Annotated in this window: 12 protein-coding genes; 10 read left to right on the plus strand and 2 right to left on the minus strand. The window is 36.0% G+C overall.

Features of this window, described 5'->3' with window-relative positions; translation table 11 throughout:
* Positions 1-40 precede the first annotated feature (40 nt).
* A complete protein-coding gene (locus Q0486_RS11725; protein ID WP_299233449.1) occupies positions 41-2,359 on the minus strand; it encodes a family 20 glycosylhydrolase in 2,319 nt (772 codons plus the stop codon).
* 325 nt (positions 2,360-2,684) lie between these two features.
* Here Q0486_RS11725 and Q0486_RS11730 point away from each other — a divergent pair, with 325 nt between their 5' ends.
* The 3 genes from Q0486_RS11730 to Q0486_RS11740 all read left to right on the plus strand — a co-directional run bounded on the left by Q0486_RS11730 (position 2,685) and on the right by Q0486_RS11740 (position 11,102).
* Positions 2,685-6,512, plus strand: coding sequence for a response regulator (locus Q0486_RS11730; protein ID WP_299233451.1), 3,828 nt, complete (start codon positions 2,685-2,687; stop codon positions 6,510-6,512).
* A 149-nt stretch (positions 6,513-6,661) separates the two neighbouring features.
* Positions 6,662-8,995 (plus strand): family 20 glycosylhydrolase, encoded by a 2,334-nt coding sequence (locus tag Q0486_RS11735; RefSeq protein ID WP_299233453.1) that lies wholly within the window; start codon positions 6,662-6,664, stop codon positions 8,993-8,995.
* A gap of 79 nt (positions 8,996-9,074) precedes the next feature.
* Positions 9,075-11,102: a family 20 glycosylhydrolase gene (locus tag Q0486_RS11740; RefSeq protein ID WP_299233564.1), complete on the plus strand. Its 2,028-nt coding sequence runs from the start codon at positions 9,075-9,077 to the stop codon at positions 11,100-11,102.
* Positions 11,103-11,188: 86 nt separating this feature from the next.
* Here Q0486_RS11740 and Q0486_RS11745 read toward each other — a convergent pair whose 3' ends face one another.
* Complete coding sequence (locus Q0486_RS11745; protein ID WP_299233455.1) at positions 11,189-12,130, minus strand: nitronate monooxygenase; 942 nt, start codon at positions 12,128-12,130, stop codon at positions 11,189-11,191.
* 300 nt (positions 12,131-12,430) lie between these two features.
* Here Q0486_RS11745 and Q0486_RS11750 point away from each other — a divergent pair, with 300 nt between their 5' ends.
* The 7 genes from Q0486_RS11750 (at position 12,431) to Q0486_RS11780 (ending at position 21,031) form a co-directional block, all read left to right on the plus strand.
* Positions 12,431-13,573, plus strand: a complete 1,143-nt coding sequence (locus tag Q0486_RS11750) for an acyltransferase family protein (RefSeq protein WP_299233457.1) — start codon at positions 12,431-12,433, stop codon at positions 13,571-13,573.
* Positions 13,574-13,630: 57 nt separating this feature from the next.
* Positions 13,631-14,998: a S8 family serine peptidase gene (locus tag Q0486_RS11755; RefSeq protein ID WP_299233459.1), complete on the plus strand. Its 1,368-nt coding sequence runs from the start codon at positions 13,631-13,633 to the stop codon at positions 14,996-14,998.
* 8 nt (positions 14,999-15,006) lie between these two features.
* The gene (gene xseA / locus Q0486_RS11760) at positions 15,007-16,305 is read left to right on the plus strand and encodes an exodeoxyribonuclease VII large subunit (RefSeq protein WP_299233461.1); all 1,299 of its coding nucleotides are present in this window, start codon (positions 15,007-15,009) and stop codon (positions 16,303-16,305) included.
* A gap of 10 nt (positions 16,306-16,315) precedes the next feature.
* Entirely contained in the window at positions 16,316-16,525 is a 210-nt protein-coding gene (gene xseB, locus Q0486_RS11765) for an exodeoxyribonuclease VII small subunit (RefSeq protein WP_299233466.1), read from the plus strand.
* A 31-nt stretch (positions 16,526-16,556) separates the two neighbouring features.
* Positions 16,557-18,329 carry a DUF6057 family protein gene (locus Q0486_RS11770; RefSeq protein WP_299233469.1) on the plus strand — a complete coding sequence of 591 codons (1,773 nt, stop codon included), beginning with the start codon at positions 16,557-16,559 and terminating at the stop codon, positions 18,327-18,329.
* Between the two features lie 63 nt (positions 18,330-18,392).
* Entirely contained in the window at positions 18,393-19,838 is a 1,446-nt protein-coding gene (locus Q0486_RS11775) for a hypothetical protein (protein WP_299233471.1), read from the plus strand.
* Positions 19,839-20,011: 173 nt separating this feature from the next.
* Positions 20,012-21,031, plus strand: coding sequence for a branched-chain amino acid aminotransferase (locus tag Q0486_RS11780; RefSeq protein WP_299233473.1), 1,020 nt, complete (start codon positions 20,012-20,014; stop codon positions 21,029-21,031).
* Positions 21,032-21,040: the final 9 nt, after the last annotated feature.

The following is a 21,040-nucleotide window of genomic DNA, read 5'->3' on the forward strand; positions in this document are numbered from 1 at the left end:
AACTCAATTCTAAAAATCTTATGTCGTTTATTTTTACTTCTTACTCTATTATTATTTCATCAATACTAAATTTTGAAAATTGTCCTGGTCTCATAAAATGTGTAGAAGGAATATTTCCTGCACTTTCAATAAAAAACTTTATATATCTTGCTTTTGTATTTTTGAATTCAAAACTTATATCTTCTACGAAGTTTCCTTCCTTAAAGATTTCTTCATCAGAGAATATTTTTTCCTTTACAACTATATATTCTTTTCCGTCATCTGAAAATTCAATTTTTATTCTTCTTGGCTTATGAACTCCCATTCCATAATTGGTTAGACAGCCTAAATATATTTTGTTAATACTCTCGTTATTCTGTAGGTCAAGTATAAAATTATTGTTTGAATTATAGTTTGTACACCATTCAAAATCAGATTCTCTAAGACTTCCTCTAACTCCATTTGTTAGAAGATGTTCGTCTTTATTGTTTCCTGAAATTATTTTTCCTGTAGCTTTATTGAAATTCAGATCAAGCTTGAGTGTTTGTCCCATCTGCTTTTTGTTTTTGAATGTCGCAGCTTTCAGAACTGTACTTCCTGATATTAACAGTGTATCTGAATATATTAATGAACTTATATCCGGTTCTGAGCCGTCTGTGGTATATCGTATTTCAACATCTGTTCTTTCTGATTCCAGGCTTAATTTAATACCGTTTCCTGTAGGAATGGATTTATGTTGGATGTTGAACATTGATTTGGCATATTTTACATTTTTAGCATCCAAATGTTCAAGGTAGTTATCCAGCGCTTTTTGGAATGTATTCCAGTCTTTTTTGCCATTATCATTCCAAGCTACTTCTGCTAAAGCTGCGAGTCGTGGAAAAATCTGGTACATAATGTCATCAGTATTATTACAGAATTCTGTCCACATTGAGGCTTGTACTCCTATTAGTAAATCGGTATAATATTTATTCCAGTTTTTCTCTACAGGTTCATACATATATATATCTTTCATCAGATTATTTCCAAAATATGTCAATGGCTCAAACCACTGTGGTCCCTGATATCTGATGAGGTATAGCAGGCGTGCCGGTGTCATGATAAACTGATGACCTTTTTCAGCTGCCTTTAGTGCTGCGTTCCCATAACCTTGCCAACCCATTATAACAGTTCCTTCAGGTACAGTACTATTTGTAAGTTCATCCCATCCTATCATAGTTTTACCTTTCGATTTGATGTAATTGCTTACTCTTTTCATAAAATATCCTTGCAAGTCCTCTACATGAGTAATGCCTTCTTGCTTCATCCTGTTTTTACATAGCGGACATGTATTCCAATAATGTTTGTTTGCTTCATCACCGCCCATATGTATATATTGGGAAGGAAACAATTCAGATATTTCATCTATTATGTTGTAGAGAAATTTGAAAGTCTCTTCTTTTCCGGCACAATATATTATTTCTGTATCTCGTCCCCCTAAACCTGGAAGTACTGTTATTTTCTTTTTTACATTTGGGCAAGTCAATTCAGGATAAGAAGCCAAGGCCGCGCATGAATGTGCCGGTACATCTATTTCAGGTATAATATCTACCTGTCTGTCAGAAGCGTATTCCACCAGTTCTCTGATCTCTTCTTGTGTGTAGAAACCTCCATAAGTGGCTTTTTCACCAGGTTGTTGGTTCCTTCTTTCGTAAAATGGTAGTTCGCTTCTGTCTACTCGCCATGCTCCAACTTCGGTAAGTTTAGGATATTTCTTTATCTCTATTCTCCAACCTGTATCATCTGATAGGTGAAGATGTAACTTATTAAGTTTGAGCATTGACATACAGTCAATAAGTTGTTTAAGTCCATCCAACGGCATAAAGCAACGGGCTACATCAAGCATAAGACCGCGATACTCGAAACGTGGTTGGTCAGTAATATTCATAGCAGGTACTACTAGCTTCGCGCCTATTGTCTTGCCGGATTCGATACCCGAAGGTAAACTTAAGCGTAATGTCTGGAACGCATAGAAGAATCCGGCAAGAGATGAAGATTTAATTACAATATTATCTTTTGTTACCTTAAGAATGTACGAACCTTCTTTTGTTAATGTCTTGTCTGTTATTAGTTTTATGTCTGCATTATTGTTGTTTTCAGATACAGTGATTCTAGAACCTGTTGAATTATTTATAAGTGTTGTAAATATTTTGACTATTTTTGCCTGTTCTTTATTTTCTACTGATATGCTAGTATTGGTATTAATTGTGAATACTCCATTGTCAATTTTAAGTTCATAAGGTCTTGGAGTAATGTATATGTCTTCTAATCTTTCTTTATTGCATGAGCAGACTATAAACACTACTATAGATATTAAGGTCTTTATAACTGTGTTGATCATTATAAAATTGATTTAATAATTTTTTCTGGTACAAATGTATTTGCATTTACTAATGTAGATTTTCAATATAGGACAATTAAAGTTCGTTATTGGATAAAAGTGCTTTTTAGTACGATTTTGGAACTGAAATGTATAAAATTGGAAATAATATACTAACTTTGAACTGTCATATTGGATACATTATAAAAAACTAAATATGTTTATGAATAAAAATAGTGACCTTAAAATCTTTTTTTCAATAATATTCTTTTTGTGCTTTTTTTCAATTAATGCAACAAATGTTGATAATTATATATATACATCGTTACCTTCAAGTAAAATGTTTATGCCTAATGCAAATTGTATTTATAAGGAAAAAAGACAATATGTGTGGATTGGTACAAGTGACGGTATATACAGATTTGATGGTTCTGAATATAAACGATATGAAATTTCAGTAAATGGAATATATCAAAGTTGTGTTGTAAAGGCAATTTTTGTTGATAAGAACAATAATCTGTGGTTTGTTTCAAATTTGGGGGTAGGAAAATATGATAGAAATATTGATAAGTTTTTTGTTATGCCTATTTTATGGGAGAAAAGTTCCAGTATAGATTTTAATTGTTACAGTATTGAGGATGATGGTATATATTGGGGTGTTTCTAACGGTATTCTTAGGTATGATTTTGAAACTAACCAAATTGATTTATTTTATGAATTTTCTTTAACATCACCTTTTTATGTAAAATACATAAAGAAAATAGGAAAGAATAAGATTTTAGTCAGTGATCAGTATGAAATTTTGTTACTTGATTATGAAAAAAGAGAGTATATAAGGAATTTTATTCCTTTGCCGTCCAAAGCGTCATGTTTTCATTGTGATAATGAAGGTAATATATGGGTGGCTACATTCAATAATGGTCTTAAATGTTTTGATTCAAATGGAAAACTATTAAAAAGTTTCGAGAAAAAAAATGATGAGCTTAATTCAGAAGTTATATTATGTATTGAAGAAAAAGATTCACTTCTTTGGATGGGTACTGATGGTGGAGGAATTAATGTATTAAATAAAAAAGATGATTCTATAAGATTATTGGAACACATACCTGGAAATGCAAATACCCTTCCCTCAAATTCGATAAAGAGTTTGCATATTGATGATTATGGTATGGTTTGGGCAGGTAGTGTCCGTGATGGTATTATAAGTATACAACAAGGAAAAATAAATACTTATCTGGAAGTTAATCTTGGGAGCTGTTATGGCTTGAGTAATCCTAGTGTTATTTCTCTTTTTCAGGAACCTGACTGTAATTATATATGGATTGGAACAGATGGGGAAGGTATAAATAAATTTGATTTAGTAAATAAAACTTTTACACATTATCCGTCTACTTTCAATACAAAAGTGGCATCTATAGCAAATTATTCGGATGATGAGTTAATACTTTCGTTATATCTGAAGGGTTTTTTCCTGTTCAATAAGAAAACCGGTTCTATGAAAAAGTTTGATATAAAAAACAAATTGATTAATAATAAGGCTCTTTTCTCGGAAACTACAGTAAATATAGAAAATGAGGGTACAGATAATCTTCTTTTTATGTCAGACAAGTTATTCAGGTTTAATAAAAGAACAGGGAAAGTAAAGGAAATAAAGATAGGAAATAAGGAACAGCATTTAGGATATTTTCTTTTAGCTGGAAGATATGATACAAATACATTTTTATATGACGATCATGCTGTATACAGACTTGAAAGTTCTTCAGACTCTCTTATAAGGGTGTTTTATGTTGATTCAGAAATGATTACAACAACAAGTCTTGACAATGAAAAGTGTTTGTGGTTGGCTACAAATAAAGGCTTTTCTAAATTTAATATTAATGATGGTTCAAGAAAAATTATTACTGATGATATTTTGTTTGACATTTCATCGATTGTACCTGATAATAATGGAACAATATGGATAGGTATAGAGAACAGACTGTATGCATATCTTCAGAAAGAAAATAGTTTTGCTATTTTGGGAAGTTCTGAAGGAGCGATAGATAATGAATATTTAAAGAAATCAAATCTACTTGCAAATAATGGAAGCGTATGTATGGGTGGTGCAAGAGGTTTGTTGGTTGTAGATAGGGATTTCAAGATTGAATCTAAAGAAGTTCCTGAAGTAAAAATAGCAGAAATAAAAATAGATGGAGTACAACATGTTGTAAAAGATGACAGTAGTACTGAGAATATAGAAATTGCATGGGATAGTAAGTCGCTCGAACTTTCGGTTATGTCGCTTGAGAGAGATATATTGAGACCAAAGAATTTCAGGTTCGAAATAATAGGGGCTAATCCTATGGTTGTAAATTCATCAAAACCTGTTCTTAGGCTTAATTCCCTTCTTCCTGGTAAAAACTCTATATATGTATCCTGCAGTACTAGAAAAGGTTTGTGGACCAGACCTGTCGAATTATTGACCGTAGAAGTATTACCTCCATGGTACAGGACATGGTGGTTTATGTTAGGCTGTGTATTTTTGGCATGTAGTTTGGTTATGATAATATTCTTTTCTATCCTCAGAAGAAAGAATAATGCAATGAAAATGGCACTGAAGGAGCATGAAAAGAATGTATATGAGGAAAAGGTGAGATTCCTTATTAATATGAGTCATGAGTTGAGAACTCCTCTGACACTTATACATGCTCCACTGAAAAGGATTCTTCAGAATATGAAAAACGACGATGTGAATTTTGTCGCTTTAAGTAAAATTTACAGGCAGTCCGGACGTATGAAAAAACTGTTGAATATGGTACTTGATTTGAGGAAGATGGAGATGGGGGAGAATACCGTTCATCTGGGAGAATATAATCTTAACGATTGGTTGAAGAATGTTGTAGATGATTTTGTCTCAGAGGGAGAGGCTATGGGTATAAATATACATACGGAATTAGATGAAAAAGTAGGTGAAATGGTATTTGATAAGGAAAAAATTGAAGTTGTTCTTACCAATCTTCTTGTCAATGCAATGAAGCATAGCGAAAGAGATTCAGAAGTAATAATAAAAACAGAACTTGTTAATGAAGGCAGAGATGTGAAGATTTCTGTGGTAGATAAAGGGGCTGGGCTGGATAATATAGAATTGAACAAGTTGTTTACCCGTTTTTACCAAGGTAATAATGAAAAATATGGTACAGGTATAGGGTTGTCTTATTCTAAGGTTCTTGTTGAACTGCATAATGGTTCTATTGGTGCTGTGAATAATGAAGATGGTCGTGGCGCTACATTTTTCTTTTGTATGCCTGTTGATTTAAAGAAATCAGATATAAACACAGAGGAAAAACCTTACCTTAACGAATTCCTTGTTTCAGAAGATGATTCTGTAATATCTGATGAAAAGAGTGGAGTGGATTTATCTACGGAAAATGAAGTATTACTGTTTGTGGATGATAGTAATGAATTGCAGGATTTTGTTCTGGAATCGTTGAATGGTAAGTTTAAAACCATACTTACGGCTTCTAATGGTGTTGAGGCTTTGAATGTTATATCACGAAATATGCCTAGTATAATAGTCAGCGATGTCATGATGCCTGAAATGGATGGATATGAATTATGTAGTAAGATAAAGAAAAATAAAGATATGTGCCATATACCGGTAATTTTACTTACTGCAAGAGATGATGAACATAGTAAGAAAAGAGGATATGAGGTTGGTGCTGATACATATATTTCCAAACCTTTCGATATCGAGACTCTGTTGGAAGTAATTAAAGGGTTACTTAGAAACAGGAAACAGACAAAACAGTTTTATATGAATTTTTCAGCAGTTCCTGAAATGGAAAACAAAAACTTGGGTAATGCCGATGAAATATTTATAAAGAAACTTAATGAGGTAATAAAAGATAATATTAGTAATCCTGATCTTGATATAAACCTAATAAGCGCATCTATAGGAATGAGCAGAACCTCTTTCTATAATAAATTGAAATCAGTAACAGATGTAAGTGGTAGTGAGTATATAAATAGAATTAGGCTGGAATATGCAATGAATCTTATAAAATCAACAGATCTTAGTTTTACCGAAATATCTGAGATGTCTGGATTTACTTCATCAAAATATTTCAGTACAATTTTCAAGCAGTATATTGGTATGACACCAACCCAGTTTAGGAGTAAGGAAAGAAATTTATAATTCACTTAAAAAACTCTTTATTACGATTGTATTTTATAAAAAACTTTCTGAATCATTGATATTCAGAAAGTTTTTTTTAATTTTACACCGTTTATGTGACGTACCTTTATTCTGGAATGTATTTTCTAATCAACTTAAATATAATCAAAATGAAATCAATCATCAGAACCGGTTTATTGGGATTGACTTTTGCAAGTGTGATTATGGCATCTTGCACGTCAGGAGAAACAGCTAAAGCTGACTATCAGATTGTACCTATGCCTTTGGAAATTTCTGCGGCTCAACAGCCTTCTTTTTTACTTAAGAATGGTGTCAGTATTTACTATACCGCCGGAAATGAGAAAATGAAGCGAAATGCGGAATTTTTGGCATCCTATATCAATGAGCAGACAGGTATAGAACTCAAAATTCAGGAAGGTGAAGGAAAGAGTGGAGGAATATCTCTTCAACTAGGTTTGGATAATGCAAATCCTGAAGCTTATCAGTTGAAAGTTACAGGAGATAATGTCCTGATAAGTGCGCCGACAGAGGCCGGTGTCTTTTACGGAATACAGACTTTGCGTAAATCAGTTTCTGTAAATAAAGCATCTGCAATAGAACTTCCTGTCGTTGACATTGTAGATAAACCAAGGTTCAGCTATCGTGGAATGATGCTGGATGTTGGGCGTCATTTCTTTACAATGGATGAAATAAAGACTTATATTGATATTCTGGCGCTTCATAACATTAACCGTTTCCACTGGCATTTGTCCGAAGATCAGGGATGGCGTATAGAAATAAAGAAATATCCTAAACTTACTGAGATTGGCGCTTACCGTAAAGAAACTGTTATTGGACGTAATTCAGGTAAATATGATGGAAAACCATACGGAGGTTTCTATACCCAGGAACAGGCAAAGGAGATTGTGGATTATGCAGCGAAGAGATATATCACAGTAATTCCTGAAATCGATCTTCCCGGCCACATGCTTGGAGCATTGGCTGCATATCCTGAACTGGGATGTACTGGAGGACCGTACGAAGTGTGGACACAATGGGGGGTTTCAGACAATGTTCTTTGTGCCGGAAATGACAAAACTATAGAGTTTATAAAGGATGTATTGGCTGAAATCATTGAGATATTCCCTTCTGAGTATATACATGTGGGTGGTGATGAATGTCCTAAGATACAGTGGACAAAATGTCCTAAATGCCAGGCAAGAATTAAGGCTTTAGGACTGAAAACAGATAAAAAGCATACAAAAGAAGAGCGCTTGCAGAGTTATGTCATACATGAAGCTGAAGAATTCTTGAATTCAAAAGGACGTCAGATGATTGGTTGGGACGAAACTCTTGAAGGTGGTCTTGCACCTAACGCTACAGTAATGTCATGGCGCGGCGAAGGTGGTGGTATTGAAGCTGCCAAACAGAAACATAATGTTATCATGACTCCTAATACATATTTGTATTTCGACTATTATCAGTCTAAAGATACAGACAGCGAGCCTTTGGCTATAGGTGGCTACCTTCCTATGGAGCGTGTTTACAGCTATGAACCTATGCCTTCTTCACTTACTCCTGAGGAACAGAAATACATAATTGGAGTACAAGCTAATCTTTGGACAGAATATATTCCTGTTTTCAGTCAGGCAGAATATATGGTTCTTCCTCGTATGGCTGCACTTTGTGAGTCTCAATGGTGTGCTCCTGAAAAGAAAAATTATGATGAGTTCCTTAAGAGATTGGTAAGACTTGTTGATATATACGAACTTCATGGATGGAATTATGCAAAACACATATTTGATGTGATGCTGGACCTTACTCCTGATACGGAGAGTGGTACTCTAGACGCATCAGTTCGCACAGTTGATAATGCTCCTGTCTATTATACTTTGGATGGTACTGAACCTACAGAGCAGTCTCAGCTTTATACGGGAGTAGTTAAAATAAACAAACCTTGTGTATTGAGAACTGCCGCAATACGTCCTAACGGAAAATCTCATATCACTACTGATACTATTACTTTCAGTAAATCATCAATGAAGCCTATAACAATGCTTCAGCCTATAAATAATCAGTATAAGTTTACGGGAGAATCGGTTTTGGTTGATGGTATGACTGGAAACATGAATTATAAGACAGGCCGTTGGCTAGGATTTTATAAGAACGATTTGGAAGCTGTAATTGATTTGAAGAATGTTACGGAAATTTCTTCATTGATAATGCGTACACTAGTTGAAAAAGGAGATTGGATTTTCGATACAAGAGGTATTACTATTTCTGTTTCTGATGATAACAAAACTTTCAAGGAAGTATTCTCAGAATCTTATCCGGCAATGAAGCAAACAGACGCAAATAAGATTTATGTTCATCATCTTAAGTTTTCTCCTGTCAAAACACGTTATGTAAAGATTAAAGCGTTGTCAGAACGCAGTATTCCTTCATGGCATGGCGGAAAGGGAAATCCTGGTTTCTTGTTTGTGGATGAGCTTACTGTAGAATAATCACCACCTCCTAAACTGATTTTATATGAATGTAAAGAAAAAAAACTCATTTATTTGCTTTTTCGCTATGGCTGGAGTCATGATGATGAATCTGATGTCATGTGCTGAGAAAGTTGTTGAAGGAAAGTTGTCGGTAACTCCGGTTCCTTCTGAGGTAAAATGGCAGAATGGAGTGTTCAAGCTTGATACTTCTACTACATTTACGGTTGAAGCTCCGGATGCTGACAAGAAGAATCTTTCGTCTTATTTGCTTGCTTCACCATTGAAAGTGAAATCGTCTGAAACAGAAGGTGGTAACAATCGTATTTTGCTGAAAGTTGTTCCGTCGTTGGAAGGTATTAAATCAGCCGAAGGTTATAGACTTTCGGTTGATGGGAAAGGAGTGATGATTGAAGCCTTATCCGGTGCCGGATTGTTTTACGGTGTACAAACTTTGTTGCAAATGGCGGCCGAGTCTTCGGAAATACCTTATATAGAAATAAAGGATGAACCACGTTTCCAATATAGAGGTATGATGCTTGATGTCTCACGTCATTTCTATGGTAAAGAGTTTGTGAAGAAGCAGATTGATCTTCTTGCATACTACAAGATAAACCGTCTTCATCTGCATCTGACGGATGCTGCAGGCTGGAGACTTGAAATAAAGAAATACCCACGACTTACAGAGTTTGCGGCATGGCGTCCGCAGGCTGTATGGAAAGAATGGTGGAACGGTGACAGAAAATATTGCGAACAGTCAGATCCTAGAGCACAAGGAGGATATTATACTCAAGATGAGATGCGTGAGCTTGTAGAATATGCAGCTAAGAAATATATTACTATTATCCCTGAAATAGAGATGCCTGCACATTCGGAAGAGGTTCTTACCGCATATCCGGAACTGTCGTGTACACATGTTCCATACAAGCAGGCTGATTTCTGTGTAGGTAATGAGAAAGTTTTTGAGTTCCTTGAAAATGTGCTTCTTGAGGTAATGGAAATATTCCCTTCAGAGTATATCCATATTGGTGGTGATGAGGCTGGAAAAGCTTCTTGGAAAACATGCAAGTTATGTCAGGCCCGTATGAAAAAGGAAGGACTTAAGGATGTGAATGAACTTCAGAGTTATATGATACACCGTATGGAGAGATTCTTGAACAGTCATGGCCGTAATCTTTTGGGCTGGGATGAAATTCTTGAAGGAGGACTTGCTCCAAATGCTACTGTTATGTCCTGGAGAGGAACAGAGGGCGGATTAAAGGCTGTAAAAGCCGGTCAGAAAACAATCATGTCGCCAGGGCAGTATTGCTATCTGGATGGTTATCAGGATGCGCCTTATTCACAACCAGAAGCTATTGGAGGATATCTTCCATTGAGCAAGGTCTATGGCTATAATCCTGTCCCTGATTCGCTTTCAGCTTCGGAAAAAGAACTTATATATGGTGTTCAAGCTAATCTGTGGACTGAGTATGTTCCTACAGAAGAACATGTGGAATATATGCTTTATCCTCGAATGATAGCTTTGGCAGAGGTGGCATGGTCCAATCAGGAAAATCGTTCTTGGGATGATTTCCATGCACGTGCCTTGAAGATAGTTGATGAACTCAAACAGAAAGGTTATAATCCTTTCGACCTTAAAAATGAAATAGGTAATCGTAAAGAGGCTCAGGCTCCTATAGAACATCTTGCTTTGGGTAAGAAAGTGAAATATAATGCTCCTTATTGGGAAAACTATCCTGCGAATGGAGAGGCAACTCTTACTGACGGTCTCCGTGGAGGCTGGAATTATAATGACCATCTATGGCAGGGTTTTGTAACAAAAAATAGGGTAGATGTTGTGATTGATTTGGAAAAAGAAACAGAGATACACTCGGTAGCTGCAGACTTTATGCAGATTTGCGGTCCGGAAGTATTCATGCCTGCCAAGGTTATAATTTCTGTGTCTTCAGACGGTGAAAACTTTACCGTATTGTCTGAAATTTCACATGAGGTAGTGAGAGATGATGAGGTTTCTTTCAAGAACTTCGGCTGGACTGGAACTGCTAACGGCAGATATGTACGTTATCAGGCATTGGCTAGCGATAAGTTTGGCGGTGTACTGTTTACTGATGAAATAGTAGTCAAATAAAAATTTTCTGTTATGTGACTTTCTGTCTGCAAGTAAGTAGTTCAGCTTTTTATGTTCTACTTACTTACAAACAGAAAGTCATTTTTTTATATTGATGAAAGATGCTTTATACCTTCATTATATTCATTTATCATAGTCTGTATAACTTCTTCAGCTGAGGGAATGTCGTTTATCAGACACGCCACCTGGCCAATTTCAAGCTCACCTTCTGATAAATCCCCCTCGAATATACCTTTCATGGCTCTTCCTTTACCCAGTATTTCTGACAGTTCTTCGGCTGAGGCTCCACGATTCTCTGCAGCTTCTACATCACGGTAGAAATCGTTTTTTATCAATCGTGTAGGTACAAGTTTTTTCAAGGCCAACATAGTGTCTCCTTCGTTAAGTCCAATACATAATTTTTTGAAGTTCTCATTGGCCGAACTTTCCTTTGTAATGGCAAAACGGCTTCCTACTTGTACACCCTCTGCACCCAAAGCGAATGAAGCGAGCATGGCTTCTCCTGTTGCAATTCCTCCTGCAGCTATCAAAGGAATTTCCAAGTGTTTTCTGATTTGAGGTATCAGAACCATTGTAGTGGTTTCTTCCTTGCCGTTATGTCCTCCTGCCTCGAAACCTTCTGCCACTACAGCATCTACTTCTGCTTCCTGACATTTAAGCGCGAACCTTGTACTTGCCACTACGTGTGCAACTCTTATTTTGTTTTCGTGCAGTATGGCAGTCCATGTTTTCGGGTTTCCGGCAGAAGTAAAGACTATTGGAACTTTTTCTTCTATTACAACCTTTACCAGCTCTTCTGAATATTTTGAAATCAATGGAATGTTTACTCCGAAAGGCTTATCAGTTGCAGCCTTGCATTTCTGTATGTGCTCTCTCAAAACTTCAGGATACATTGATCCTGCACCTATTAGTCCAAGTCCTCCTGCATTACTTACCGCTGATGCGAGTTTCCAACCACTGCACCATACCATACCTCCTGATATTATCGGATATTTTATTCCGAAAAGTTCTGTTATTCTGTTTTTCATTTGTTATTAATTTAACTTTATCCTAATTTAAGAATGTAACAAAAAAGGCTTATTTTTATATCTCAAAATCTCGTATTAAAATGAACTGTCTTTCTATTTAAAATGAACTGTCATTTAAGATCGAATGACAGGTCATTTTTTTAACGATGTTCAGTTGCTGTTTTATTTAAGATAAATTGTCTTCGATTTAAAAACATCAAAAACAAAAAAACTCTTTTTTTAGCTAATACATTTATTTAATTTTGCAGAGAATCTATATACTAGTAATAGCATAATCTAATATGCAAAAATAACAAAAATATGAATAATCAAACAATGTCCACTCACAAGCCAAGAATTGTATGGCTTGATGTATTGCGGCTGATAGCTATTCTGTTGGTGATAGCATGCCATTGTACTGATCCGTTAAATGCTTCTCCTGAAGCACGTTCTAACCCTGATATCAGTTTTTGGGGATCTGTATACGGGTCTTTTCTCCGCCCTTGTGTTCCTCTTTTTGTCATGATGACAGGATTCTTATTGTTGCCTGTACGTCAGAATGCATCTGCATTTTACAAGAAAAGGATTCCAAGAGTATTTTTCCCCTTTCTCTTATGGTCAATTTTGTTCAATCTCGCTCCTTGGTTCATTCAGTTTATTGGCGGAACGAAAGAACTTGTAATTGATTTCTTTCCATGGGATCCGAATCCTTCTGCTGATTTCGCTGATGCCTTGAAGAATATAGCGATGATACCTGTACACTTTACTGTATATGCTACTCCTATGTGGTATGTATATACACTTATAGGTTTATATCTTTATATGCCTGTTTTCTCGTCGTGGGTAGAGAAGGCTAGCAATAGGGAGAAACAATGGTTTCTTGTTGCATGGATGGCTACATTGTTTTTGCCATATCTTATGGTTTTTTATTCTGAATATCTGTTAGGAACATGTTCGTGGAATTCATTCGGGCTGTTATATTATTTTGCAGGTTTCAATGGGTATCTGTTGCTGGGCCATTATCTAGGGAATATTGACAAACCTTCTGTAGGAAAACTTTCTATTTGGGGAATCCCTATGTTTGCCATTGGTTTTATTGTTACTTTAGTAGGATTCAGGTACATGATTTCCGATCCGGATGTCACGGAAGAAGGTATGGAGCTATTTTTCACTTATTGCTCGCCTAATGTAGTGATGATGACTATACCTATATTCATGATTGCAAGATATGTGAATGTGAATTCGGAAAAAATACGTCGTGCTTTAGCTAATCTTACTGATTGCGGATTTGGAATATACTGTGTACACTATTTTTTTGTAGGACCAAGTTTCCTTCTAGTGGAATTCATTGGTGTTCCTCTTTCCATGATAGTTCCTACTGCTACTGTGATAGCATTTGCATGCTCGTGGGGCACAGTGTATATGCTTAGCAAATTGCCTAATTCAAAATATATTGTCGGATAAGTATTTCAACAGTGTTTAATTTGTCATATCTTTGTAACGTATAACATATTAACTTGTATGAAAATAAGAAATTTACTACTTTTTTGCTTATCTTTTTTGGGGTGTTTGTACTCTTATTCGGAAACATATAAATATCGTGTCACTTTGAGAGACAAATCACTCACTACTTATAGCTTAGATCGACCACAGGAATTTTTGTCAGAACGCGCATTAGAGCGTAGGAACAGACAAGGAATATCTGTTGATTCTACAGATTTGCCTGTCTGCAAAAATTATATAGACCGTTTGATAGAGCAGGGAGGAAAGTATCTTATGCAGAGCAAATGGAATAATACAGTGCTTATGCTTACTCAGGATGAGGAAACTGCCTCAAGGTTCAAACAGAATCCTTTTGTGGTCGACATAAGAAAAGTGTGGGTGTCGCCCGATACTGTTTTCCCGAGAAACAAGGATAGAAAAAAGGAAATAACTAATGAGTGGAAAAAAACGGATGAATATTACGGTGTTGCTGCAAACCAGATAAAGATTCATCATGGCGACAGCCTTCACGATGCCGGATTCCGTGGTGAGGGGATGCATATAGCTGTTATTGATGCCGGATATTATAATGTGGATAAAATGAAGTTCTTCCGTAAACTGCATATCCTTGGTACTAAGGATTTTGTAAATCCAGAGTCTGACATATATGCTGAACATAATCATGGACTGAAAGTTCTTTCATGTATGGCTGTAAATATGCCAAAAGTAATGGTTGGTTCAGCACCTGAGGCTTCGTACTGGCTTCTAAGAAGTGAAGACAATGATACCGAGCAGCCTGCTGAGGAAGATTATTGGGCTGCAGCTGTGGAATTTGCTGATAGCGTTGGGGTAGATGTTGTAAATACTTCACTCGGTTATTATTCATTTGACAATGTAGCTGATAATTATACCTATCGTGATCTTGACGGACGTACTTCAATGATGTCACGTTCGGCAAATATTGCTTCTTCAAAAGGAATGCTTATAGTATGCAGTGCCGGAAATTCTGGCGCTTCAAGTTGGAAGAAAATTACTCCTCCAGGTGATGCTGAAGGTGTCCTTACTGTAGGTGCTGTTAATGTAGATGGTGTAAATGCAGATTTTTCTTCAGTGGGTAATACTGCTGATGGACGTATCAAACCTGACGTGATGGCTGTAGGGTTTCATTCAAGTATAGCTGGACCAAATGGAGGTACATCTTATGGAAATGGAACTTCTTTTGCATCACCTATATTTTGCGGACTTGTAACATGTCTTTGGCAGGCTTGTCCATGGCTTACCGTAAAAGAACTTATTGATGTGGTTCACCGTTCTTCTGATAGGTATGATTATCCTGACAATATATTCGGTTACGGAATATCTGATATGTGGAAGGCTTATCGTATAGGGAAGGAGATGAAAAAATAGCATTGGCAATGGAAAGCAATACAATGTCTTTATACGAGTTGAATACTCTTGTTCGCAGGGGAATTCATACTATTTTCCCGGACGAGTATTGGATTCAGGCGGAATTGAGTGATGTTCGTTCCAACTATTCAGGTCATTGTTATTTGGAATTCGTACAGAAAGATCCGAAAAGTAATGCTTTGATAGCTAAGGCTCGTGGAGTGATATGGGGCAATGTTTTCATGAGATTACGTCCGTATTTCGAAAGTGAAACAGGCCAGGCTTTTGTGTCAGGAATAAAGGTTATGGTTAAGGTTACAGTTGACTTTCATGAACTATATGGTTATTCTCTTACTGTTGTAGATATTGACCCTGCATATACTATAGGCGATATGGCACGCAGGAGAAAGGAAATTCTGATGCGCCTTGACGAAGAAGGTATCCTGACTATGAACAAGGAACTGCAAATGCCTGAGCCTCTACAGAGAATAGCTGTTATATCATCGGCTACTGCTGCAGGATATGGTGATTTCTGTAATCAGCTTCATTCCAACAAGTTTGGTTTTATATTCTACACAAAACTTTTTCCTGCCATAATGCAGGGAGACAGGGTGGAGGAAACCATAATATCATCCCTGGAAAGAATATATTCAGAAATCGACAACTGGGATGTTGTGGTGATTATCCGTGGTGGAGGTGCTACATCCGATTTGTCTGGTTTTGATACATACAATCTGGCGGCTCATTGTGCTCAATTCCCTTTGCCGATTATTACCGGAATAGGTCATGAACGTGATGATACGGTGATAGATATGGTTTCGCATACCAGAGTGAAGACACCGACTGCAGCGGCTGAATATATTATAGGTAGAATGTTGGAAACAGCTTCAAGACTGGAAGATTTGTCCGGTAGAATAAGCAATGAAATATCTAAACGTTTGAATTATGAGTCTGAACGTCTGAACAGACTTATATCGAGAATACCGTTGGTAGTACAGTCCGGAATTCAGAGAGAGAATATGCGTTGTGAACGTGTGTATTCGCGTCTGGTTATGGCCTGGCAAAAACGTTTTCTGGTGGAACAGCATAGAATGGATGTCTACCCCCGTTTATTGATGTACGTACGTTCTGTCGTAGATAAGGAAACACATAAGATAGAGTTAATGGATAGGGTCTTGAAAGCAGCTTCTCCGGAACAGCTTCTGAAGCGAGGATATAGTATAACTTTCCTTAATGGAAAATCTGTCAGGGACATTTCTGCTCTAAAACCTGGTGATGAGGTAGAAACTGTATTGGCTACTGGTAAATTTAAAAGTATAGTAAAATAAGAATATAATTATGGCAGCAAAGAAAGAAACATACACAGATGCAATGAAAAAGCTTGAGACTATTGTAGCAAAAATAGAGAGTGGTGAACTGGATATAGATCAGCTTGGAGAAAGTCTTAAGGAAGCTCAAAGACTCATAAAGTTCTGTAAGGATAAATTATATAAGGCGGACGAGGAAATAAAGAAAATGCTGGAAGACGGACGTATGGAAGGTGAGTAGTTTTTTGAAGACTTAAGAACATATTGAGACTATGAAAGCTAAAGGATTTGTATTATATTTTTCTTTGGGAGTAATACTGTTTGCTATTATTTTCTGGTATAATGTAAGATATTTTGCCTATAATTATCCATATATAGAGCAGTTGGATATGTTCCTGTTTGATTCGGATTATGCTGTAAACAGAATATTCAATATAGGTGGATTAATGTCGTATATATCTGCATTTATCACTCAATTTTATATCAATCCGTATTATGGCGCAGCTATATCATCATTTGTTTTTCTGGCTATGGCCATTGGGGTATATGGTATTTGGAAGAAAATTTCTCTACAACAGTTGTTTATGCCCATTTTTGTATTCCTTCCGGGAATAACGTTATTATGGGCCCAGACAGATTTTAATTATCATTGGTGGGGGACATTTTCGGTTCTGCTCTCATTGTTGGTCGTTAATGTATATATTAGGATAAATAGCTTCTGGCTGCGTTTATTGTTTATGATGTTTTGCTCTTGGTCGGGATATTACATTTCAGGATCTGCAATATTTACAGCTGTATTTGCTGCTGTTATATATGATATATATACAGAGAAAAAGTCCGGTAAATGGATTAGTCTGATTAATATACCTTTTAGTATCTTACTACCTTATATATTATATAAGAGCGGTATGTTTATTAATCTTAGCCAGGCTTTTAGCTTTGATATGTATTATAATTCGCAACTTGGTTCTAAACCTTTACATTATTATGTAGTTATAGCCATTTTGTTGAATGTTCTTTTGGCTGTAGTATTAAATAGATTCAATTATAAGAGAACTGTGACATTTTCGGTTTTATCTATTGTTTTGCAAGTTGTTATTGCCGGATATATATTGCATAAGGGAACAATAAAATATAATCCTCTACAAAATTATTACGCAAAACAGTTGGATTACTATACCCGTACAGGTCAGTGGCAGGAAATACTTGACTTTAAAGAATTGCGTCCAGGACAGAATTATATGCATGCATGTTATCAAAATCTGGCATTGGCTGAGCTTGGAATATTGGGAAATAAACTGTTAAAGTTTCGTCAGTCCGGACCTAGAGGGCTAGTCATTTCCTGGAATAAATCTTTGAATTCGTCTATGCTTTTGAGTGATGTATTCTATAAAATGGGTAATGTAGCTCTTTCTCAGGAGATGGCTTTTGAAGGATTAGTAGGTACTGAAAGCTCGATGAACCCGCGAATGCTGATGAGGCTTGTTCAGACAAATATTATAATGGGTCATTATAAGGTTGCAGATAAGTATATTTCGATGCTGATGCGTACACTTTTCTATAAAGATAAGGCTAAATATTATAGTAAAATCGTAGAAAATCCTGAGTTAATAGATAATGATCATGAACTTAGTGAACTCAGAAAATGTATAAAAAATACATCAGGATTGATTAATTCGGAAACGTTTGCAGACGGATTATACAAAATTATAACTAATTATCCTGAATATAATCCAGCTTTGGAGTATTTGGGATCTTTATGTCTATTGTCGAAAAATATTCAGGCATTCAATATATTGGCCGATGAATATTTGAAAATAGCAAAACCTATGCCTTTGTATTTTCAGGAAGCATATATAATGATGCATGAAAAGGAAACCGAAGAGCAATGGAAAAAGTACGGGATAAGTGAAAGTGTGATTTCTCGTTTTAAAAATTACTGCAGTGACGTCCTGACATTGCGAAAAAACGGGGGTAGTATTGCTTTTGCTTTGAAAAATAAATATGCAGATACTTATTGGTTCTATTTTATGTTTGCCCAATAGTATGTAGTTTTTTATTGACTAAGAATTCAAATAATAGAAATTTTGTAGTTTGTAATAATGAGTATGATAAAATATTTTTCACATCTTATAGTGGCAATGGTGTCTTTATTATTCGCCTTTTCTTGCGTAAGGAATGAAGAACCGTATGCTGAAAAGTTTTTGGAAAAATATCCTGAGATATATCCAGATTATATTAATGTTAAAATACCTGTTAATATAGCTCCATTACGTTTTGGTATTAAAGATAAGTCCGAAGAATGTGTGGTTGCTATTGAAGGTAAAGGTGGAAAACTGGTTGTAAAATCCAGGAATAATAAATTTTTTATTGAAGAGGAAGCCTGGAGGCAAATGATCGAACAGACAGCCGGTGATTCGGTAAGTGTCAGAGTATATACAAAGAAAGAAGACAAGTGGTGTGCCTATAAACCTTTTTCATGGTATATTTCGAAAGATAAAATAGATTCATGGCTTGTATATAGACTGATAGCGCCGGGGTATGAGTTGTGGAATAAAATGGGAATATATCAGAGAAATCTGTCTACTTATCAGGAAAGTGCTATTATAAGCAATAACAATACGAAAAACAACTGTATTAACTGTCATTCATTCAGTAACAATACTCCTGAAAATATGTCTTTTCATATGAGGGCTGTATTTGGAGGGACATATATCAAGAAAGGAGAAAGTATAAAAAAAATAATTCCCTCTGAAATATCAAATGTAAAATCATTTGTTTATCCTTCATGGCATCCGTCAGGAAGGTATATAGCATATTCAACCAATGATACCAAGCAGGCTTTTCATTCCTGTGATTCTAATAGGATAGAAGTCTACGACTTGACGTCAGATGTTATAGTGTTTGATACTGAGAAACAGAAAGTACTTACAGATTCTCTTATATTCTCACCTATCTCATTTGAAACATTTCCTACTTTTACTCCTGATGGAAAATCATTGTTGTTTTGTACCGCCGAGAAACGTAATTTGCCACAGGTATTCGATAAAGTGAAATATAGTATTTGCTCTATTGGATTTGATGCTGAATCAGGAAAATTTTCATCTAGTGTGGATACTATATATAATTGTAATGAATATAATGGTAGCGCATCTTTTCCACGGGTTTCTCCGGATGGAAAATTTATGGTTTTCACTGAATCCGATTATGGTAATTTTTCTATTTGGCATAGAGAATCAGATCTGTATATTTATGATTTTGAAAATAAGACAATATCTGAGATGAATGGGGCTAATAGTGATAATGTTGATAGCTATCATTCATGGAGCAGTAACAGCAGATGGCTTGTCTTTAGCAGTAGACGTATGGATGGACTGTATACGAGTCCTTATATTGTTCATGTTGACGAAAATGGGAAATGCAGTAAAGCGTTTGTTGTGCCTCAAGAAGATCCTGATTTTTACAATAAGTTTATGTATTCATTCAATATTCCTGAACTGGTAAAAGATAAAGTCCATTTAGATGTGAAAGATGTACTAAAAATATGTAAGTAAAGAAACAATTAATATGTACTTCTTTCATTGTAAATCAATTTGGAGACATAGAATAGCATAAGGTTATCAAAACGCTTTTTTTTATTCAAAAGTGTTGGAATATGTAAATTAAAGTCTTACATTTGCCGTCAACGTAATATCATTGGATTTTGAAAATATTAAATAATAAGGTTATGAAAGAAATAGATTGGTCTAATTTGTCGTTCGGTTATATGAAGACAGATTACAATGTACGTTGCTACTATCGCGACGGAAAGTGGGGTGAATTAGAACTCTGTTCGGAAGAGACACTGAATATACACATGGCTGCAACATGCCTGCACTATGGTCAGGAAGCATTCGAAGGTTTGAAGGCTTATCGAGGTAAGGATGGAAAAATCCGTGTGTTCCGTCCACAAGCAAATGCCGAGCGTCTGCAAAGTACTTGTAACGGTATTCTGATGCCTGAATTTCCAACAGAACTCTTTTGTGAGGCTGTTAAGAAAGTGGTAAAAGCTAATGAACGTTTCATCCCTCCATACGAGAGCGGTGCATCGCTGTATATCCGTCCTTTACTTATCGGTACAGGAGCTCAGGTGGGTGTTCATCCGGCTAGTGAGTATCTTTTCGTAGTCTTTGTCACTCCTGTAGGACCTTACTTTAAAGGAGGCTTCGCTACCAATCCATACGTTATTATTCGTCAGTTCGACCGTGCTGCTCCTCTAGGAACCGGTACTTTCAAGGTCGGAGGTAATTATGCAGCCAGTCTTCGTGCAAACAAAATGGCTCACGATGCAGGTTATGCCAGCGAGTTTTATCTTGACGCTAAGGAAAAGAAATATATCGACGAATGCGGAGCTGCCAATTTCTTTGGTATTAAGGACAATACATACGTAACTCCGTTATCTACATCAATACTTCCTTCTATTACAAACAGAAGTCTTATGCAATTGGCAGAGGATATGGGATTGAAAGTAGAACGACGTCCTATTGCAGAAGAAGAACTTGAAACGTTTGAAGAAGCCGGTGCATGCGGAACTGCTGCAGTTATCAGTCCTATAGAGCGTATTGATGACCTTGAGAACAATAAATCATATGTTATTGCAAAAGACGGTAAACCGGGACCTGTCAGCGAGAAGCTTTATAACAAACTTCGTGCTATACAGTATGGTGATGAGGCAGATCCATACGGTTGGGTGATGATTGTGGAATAAAAAGACATA

It is taken from the genome of uncultured Bacteroides sp., from assembly GCF_937912035.1.
Taxonomy (GTDB): domain Bacteria; phylum Bacteroidota; class Bacteroidia; order Bacteroidales; family Bacteroidaceae; genus Phocaeicola.